The sequence below is a fragment of the Microvirga sp. jy35 genome, from assembly GCF_056148915.1.
Window position 1 is genome coordinate 1 of sequence record NZ_JBWBEW010000087.1, and the last position, 6,475, is coordinate 6,475.

General features: G+C 59.8%; 3 protein-coding genes. 2 read left to right on the forward strand and 1 reads right to left on the reverse strand.

The window, feature by feature from the left end; translation table 11 throughout:
• Positions 1-392 precede the first annotated feature (392 nt).
• Positions 393-1,172: a GntR family transcriptional regulator gene (locus AC0QTX_RS27020; RefSeq protein ID WP_474606881.1), complete on the reverse strand. Its 780-nt coding sequence runs from the start codon at positions 1,170-1,172 to the stop codon at positions 393-395.
• A gap of 176 nt (positions 1,173-1,348) precedes the next feature.
• On the opposite strand from AC0QTX_RS27020, the gene AC0QTX_RS27025 reads away from it, so the two are divergent.
• Positions 1,349-4,750 (forward strand): molybdopterin-dependent oxidoreductase, encoded by a 3,402-nt coding sequence (locus tag AC0QTX_RS27025; RefSeq protein WP_474606883.1) that lies wholly within the window; start codon positions 1,349-1,351, stop codon positions 4,748-4,750.
• A 40-nt stretch (positions 4,751-4,790) separates the two neighbouring features.
• Entirely contained in the window at positions 4,791-6,230 is a 1,440-nt protein-coding gene (locus AC0QTX_RS27030; RefSeq protein ID WP_474606882.1) for a short-chain fatty acid transporter, read from the forward strand.
• Positions 6,231-6,475: the final 245 nt, after the last annotated feature.

Genomic DNA, 6,475 nt, shown 5'->3' on the forward strand with positions numbered 1-6,475 from the left:
CCCGATCAGGGAATCACGATCCGTCGCTAATCACGAGGACTTTTTCAACGAAATCGGCACTTCTCGGAATTAAGCCGGATGTCCGCTCACCCGACGTAATCGGACGACCATTAAGGGCAGGGGAGCTTCAGAAACTGACCCAGTGCAGACATTCCAAACGAAGTGCCCGATTCGTTGGGAGAGCATCTAAGAAGTTGAGCGAGATGCCCAATTTCTCGGTGGATCACGCTCGCATACGCTCTCGGTAACGCAACCACCCTCGGGCGATCAAGACAATGATGGCCATGACCGAGGAGAAGGCCGCAAGGGGCCACACGGATCACCCACATGGGGCAGGCCACGAAGATGCCCCGGTTGCTGCTCGACCTTACTCTGAAGCATTCTGATCGGTCTTACAGAGCCACCTTGGCACTTCCGGCTCCAGAACCGCGGGGTTTCGCATCGGTTGTTTGGTTCTTCCGCGTCGCCTCGAGAAGTGCGTCCGTGAAGATAGGCTGCCAAGACCTGATATGATGGCGAAGGAGATCCCGAAGCCCATCGACATCGCCAATTTCCGCCAGCTCAATAATACGGAAATGTTCTGGCACCGACTCTATCTGTCTCTCCCGACCGACATCCGATGTGATCCCGTACAGCCGCATCTTATCACGCAACGACATCACATTCTCAGTCAGGTACTCGTTGTCGGCCAGTTCAGTCAGTACAAAGTGGAACTGCCGATCGGCCTCCAGATAGTCCCTGACACTACCGGACGAAACGGTCTTGGCGATCTTGTCGGCGATCAGGCGCAAGGGAGCGAGATCCTTCTTGCGCTTGAGGGCAACCAACTCAGCGCCGTAGAGCTCTAGAACCTCGCGCAAATCGAAGAGACTCCGGAGTTGGGCGAGGGACGGGGCGACGACCCTGAAGCCACGATTACGCATTGGCTCAATAAGGCCGATCCGGGCAAGCTCCAGAAGGGCCTCCCGGACAGGGGTCGTCGAAACCCCAAGCGCCGATGCCAAGCTGGGCACGGAATACATCGTTCCAGGAGCGCTTTGTCCTGAGATGATCTCAGAGCGGACCTGCTGGAGCACCTGCTCCCTTAAATTGCTGTCCGTTGGTCGTTCAAATGCAGTCATAAATCCGGCGTAGCGCGCTACTTCGCGAAAGGCAAATGGCGAATGGAACAATCTATCGTCTTCGGTGATCTATCCACCGAGAAACGGCTTAAATAGAGAAATTCCAGCAGGATACCTGCTGCTAGGCTGAGGCTTTGTTGCGCATTCTTTAGGCTACCAGACATCTCTAGCTTTGTATTTCGGCTTGCGGTAGCGCGTCACGCATCATACGGTACCCTATGGCTAGCATGTCGGAAGTCGAGATCAAAGAAGGGTATTGCACCCTATGTCGCTCCCGCTGTGGCTCCCTGAACCACGTCAGGGACGGACGTCTTGTCGCAGTGAGCCCAAACCCATCCCACCCGACCGGGGCTGCCCTTTGTGCAAAGGGGCGCGCTGCGCCGGAACTGGTGGAAAGCCCCCTGCGACTGACGAAGCCGCTCCGGCGCACGACGCCGCGAGGGGCTCAGTCCCCTGAGTGGGTCGAGATCAGCTGGTCCGAGGCGCTCGACGCAGTCGCCGAGCGGCTGTCTGCCATCCGCCATGAATCTGGAGCCGAGGCGGTCGCCTTCGCGGTGACAACGCCCAGTGGCACGCCGATGGTGGACAGTTTCGAATGGGTTGAGCGCTTCATTCGGTGCTTCGGCAGCCCAAACCTCATCTATGCCGTCGAGATCTGCGGCTGGCATAAGGACTATGCACAGGCCCTCACCTATGGGCGTGGCATCGGCGCCGCTGACTACGACCATGCTGACACGATCGTCCTATGGGGGCACAACCCAACCCGAACCTGGCTTGCACAGGCCACCCGGATAGCCCAGGCCCAGAAGCGTGGAGCAACCGTTGCAGTTGTCGACCCCAAGCGTGGTGGGGCAGGGGAGAAGGCCGATCTTTGGCTGCCGATCCGCCCCGGCGCGGATGGCGCTCTCGCGATGGGAGCGATCCGCCACCTGCTCGCGACCCGTAGCTACGATGACGCCTTCGTTCGTCAATGGACGAATGCGCCAATGCTCGTCGACCTTGCCACCGGGCGCCTGCTGCGCGCCAGCGATCTCTGGCAGGATGGGGCGAGCGATCGGTTCGTGGTCCTGAGACTGGACGGATCCGCCGATACCTATGACACCCGCCAGGCATTGGATAAGCCGGATGACATCGTTCTTGATGGTGCGGCGACCTTATCCGGAGTCGACGGTCGCTTAATCACATGCGCAACAGTGATGCGCCTGATGGCGCAGGAAGTGGCCGCATTCACCCCCGACCACGTGGCGCGACTAACTGGCCTCGCCCGTGGCGATCTTGCTCGCTTCTACGCGCTGTTCGAAGGTTCGCCCCGGCTCGCTTACCATTCCTGGACGGGTGTTGGACAGCATTCCAACGCGACAATGACTGAGCGCGCGATCGGCACTCTCTACGCGTTGACAGACGCAAGCGATATCGAGGGCGGCAACATCTGGACCACGGCACCGCCGGCCCGAGCCGTAAACGATTACTCACTCCTACCGGAAGTTCAGCGTCGCAAGGCGCTCGGCCTCGCCGAACTCCCGCTCGGCCCGCCATCGCGTGGGTGGATCACCGCTCGGGATTTTTGCCGGGCCGTTCTTGAGGGTGACCCCTATCGGGTCCGGGCGCTCATGAGCTTCGGAACGAATTTCGTGGTCTCCCAGGGTGGCTCAGAGCGCAATCTAGCGGCTCTTCGAGCCCTGGACTTCCATGTCCACGTCGACATGTTCATGAACCCGACCGCCGAACAGGCCGACATCGTCCTGCCGGCGAGCATGCCTTGGGAGAGAGAGGCCCTGAAAGTTGGCTTCGAGATCACCCAAGAGGCCGTGGAACTCGTCCAGCTCCGGCAGCGCATGGTCCCGCCGCGCGGTGATGTTCGAGCAGACTACGATATCGTATGCGATCTTGCATGCCGGCTTGGACATAGCGATGCCTTCTTTGATGGTTCGATCGAGGCCGGCTGGAACTACCAACTTGAACCCCTCGGTCTCACCGTTGAGCAATTGCGCGCCAACCCGGAAGGGATCCGCGTGCCGCAGGCCAATGGTGAGCGCAAATATGCCGTTACCCGCGAAGACGGTTCCGTAGTGGGCTTCCCTACGGCAAGCCGCAGGATCGAGATCTATTCCGAACAGCTCCACGAATTGGGCCATCCGGCCTTACCTTGCCACGTAGAGGCGGCGAGCGCCGTGGAAGGATCGATGGCATTGCCACTCCTCCTGTCCACTGCAAAATCCGGTTGGTTCGTTCATAGCTCACATCGTCATGTCGCTTCCCTGCGGCGCAAGGCGCCCGATCCAGCGGTCGAACTTAGTCCGGAGGACGCAGCAGCTCGCGGCATTGTTGAAGGCGATTGGGTCATTGTGCGCACTCGCGACGGCCAGGCACGCTTGCGCGCTCGCCTAGATCCGACCCTGCCTGCAGGAACGGTGATCGCAGAATTCGGCTGGTGGGACGCTTGCACTCCGCTTGGCCGCCCTGGCGCACCATCTGTCGGGCCGCTGACCGTAAACATGAACGCTGCGCTTTCAGACCGGGACCGCGACCCGATCAGCGGTTCGGTCCCTTTACGAGCGGTCGCATGCGAGGTGATCCGCGACGATTTCGCGTCGCGAGGCTGGTGGGACGGCGAGCGCGCCTTCCGTGTAACGTCGTGCCGGTCCGAGTCGGTCGATGTCCTCGCGATCAGACTTGCCCCCGTCGATGGCGATCCCCTTCCAGAGTTTCTGCCAGGGCAGCACGTTCAGGTCACGGATCCGCAGGCGCGAATGACGCGCAGCTACTCGCTCACGGGCCACAGCAAGGATCCGCTCGAATTCGAGATCGCAGTGCGGCGACTTGGCTCCGGCAGCGACGGCACGCCGCCAGGTAGGATGTCGTCGCGCATGCATGAACTTGAGCCAGGGCATATTGTACACCTGCGCCCTCCGTCAGGGGTCTTCACGCCACCGTTGCAGGCCAGTCGGCCGGTGATCCTCGTCGCGGCAGGTGTCGGCATTACGCCCTTCATCAGCTATCTCACGGAACTTGCTCGCACGGCACCCGAACGGCGGCCACCATCGGTTCACCTTGTCTACGTTTGTAGAAACAGCAAAGAGCAGCCGTTCGGGAACTGGCTTAGAGAAATCGCTCCGACCATTCCAGAACTGCGTACCATGCTGGTTTTCACTCGTCCGCTGGCAGATGATCGGCATGGTCACGACTATCACCATGCTGGTCGCCAGGACATCAGAGGCCTGGAACTGCCAACCAGCGATCAACGCCCGCTTGCATATCTGTGCGGGCCGGAGAGCTTCCTCTCAGCAATGCGGGATAGCTTAGTAAGCTATGGCATGCCCGGGTTTGACATCTTCAGTGAGGTGTTCTCATCCCAGGTCACGGTCCCACCCGATCTTGCGCCCCGCCATGTCAGGCTGGCCCGCAGTGGAACCTCCTTCCAATGGTCGGCGCAGGCCGGCAGTCTTCTCGATGCAGGCGAAACGGCTGGCCTCTCGTTACCAAGCGGCTGCCGCAGCGGGCAATGCGAGAGCTGTACATTGCGTATCCTCGCAGGCTCGGTCACTCACCTCGTGCCTTACGACGGTCCAGCCGATGCCTGCCTGACATGCTGCGCGGTACCGCTAACCGATCTCGTTCTCGAAGCTTGATGCTTTCAAGGGCAGGGTGCTGCCCATCATGGAGGAAGGAATGACGGACCTGACGTTAAACCATCGAGCCGAGCCGCAGCAGGAAGGCGTGCTCGTCCGTATGTCACAGAGGATGGTAGCCTTCTCGGAGCGCTGGTTCCCAGATGCTTACATCTTTGTCCTCTTGGCGACCGTCGCGGTTGCTCTCGCGGCAATCCTGCACGGCGCCTCCCCCGTTGCAGTTAGCACGGCCTTCGGTGAGGGGTTCTGGAGCATCATTCCATTCACCATGCAGATGGCGCTCGTTGCCATCGGTGGCTACATCGTAGCGCTTTCGCCTCCGGTCGCGGCCATGATGCGCCGGGCAGCTGCGGTACCGAAGTCCGGGCGTAGCGCAGTCGTATTCGTTGGCGTGATCAGCATCCTGCTGTCTCTGGTCAATTGGGGCGTCAGCCTGATCTTCTCCGGCCTGCTAGTCCGGGAGATCGCCCGGCGGACAGATATTCGTCTCGACTACCGCGCGGCTGGCGCAGCCGGCTATCTGGGCCTCGGCTTCGGATTCACCCTTGGCATCAGCTCATCGGCGGCGCAGCTCCAGGCAAATCCGGCGAGCATTCCGCCGTCCCTCATGCCGATCACCGGCGTCCTCAGCTTCTACGAGACCATCCTGACTTGGCAGAACCTGCTGGTGATTGTGATCGGCACGGTGCTTTCGGCCATGATCTGCTACTACACGGCGCCGTCTGATGCCAACGCTCGAACGGCTGCCGATCTTGGCGTCGATCTCGTGGACGTGAAGGTGGAGCAGAAGCCGTCCCGGCCAGGCGACTATCTCGAGTTCAGCCCAATCCTGACGATCCTGATCGTGGTTCTGGCAGCCGGCTGGTTCTACGAAACCTTTAAGTCGGGCAACCCGCTCATTACAATGTCGGGCCTCAACACCTACAACTTCGTCTTTCTGCTCGTTGGCGCTTTGCTTCACTGGCGGCCGCGCAGCTTCCTCGCCAGCTTCTCGCAGGCGATGCCCAGTGTGGCCGGGGTGTTGCTGCAGTTTCCGTTTTATGGCGGCATTGCCTACATGCTCACTCGGGTCAAAAGCGACAGTGCCTCCCTGTCCGACACGATTGCCCATTGGTTCGTGAGCTTTGCCCACGATTCCACAATCTTCTCCTTCATCGTAGGTCTCTACTCCGCCATCCTCGGCTTTTTTATCCCGTCGGCGGGCGGGAAATGGATCATCGAGGCACCCTACATCATGAAGGCGGCCAACGAGATCGGCGCACACCTAGGTTGGACCGTAATGGTCTATAACATCGCAGAGACGCTTCCGAACTTCATCAATCCGTTCTGGATGCTTCCACTACTTGGCGTTCTCAAGCTGCAATCGAAGGATCTCATCGGCTATACGTCGATGCAATTCTTCATGCACTTTCCGATCGTGATGCTGCTGGCTGTCGCTCTGATGCATACCTTCACTTACATCCCGCCGGTCATCCCCTGATTACGGTAAAGTGTGTGTCTCTACTGCGTGCGAATTTCTCCGCGTGGTAGAGACACTATCGAATTTTGCAGTCGCACGATGTATCATTGGTGGGCATAAGGATCTGTGGGCATTCAGTAATGAATCAGCTTCAGAACCTGCCATAATGATCCCGTCCTCCAGAACACCGGCGCCGTTGCATTAACCTTGGCAGTTTAGAGGAAAGCGGCCAGTCGAGGAGCCGCCCTGTTGTCTCTGTTCAAGCG

Coding starts and splice junctions, on each gene's coding strand:
- AC0QTX_RS27025 (WP_474606883.1), top strand. CDS start 1,349: ATGTCGGAAGTCGAGATCAAAGAAGGGTATTGCACCCTATGTCGCTCC.
- AC0QTX_RS27030 (WP_474606882.1), top strand. CDS start 4,791: ATGACGGACCTGACGTTAAACCATCGAGCCGAGCCGCAGCAGGAAGGC.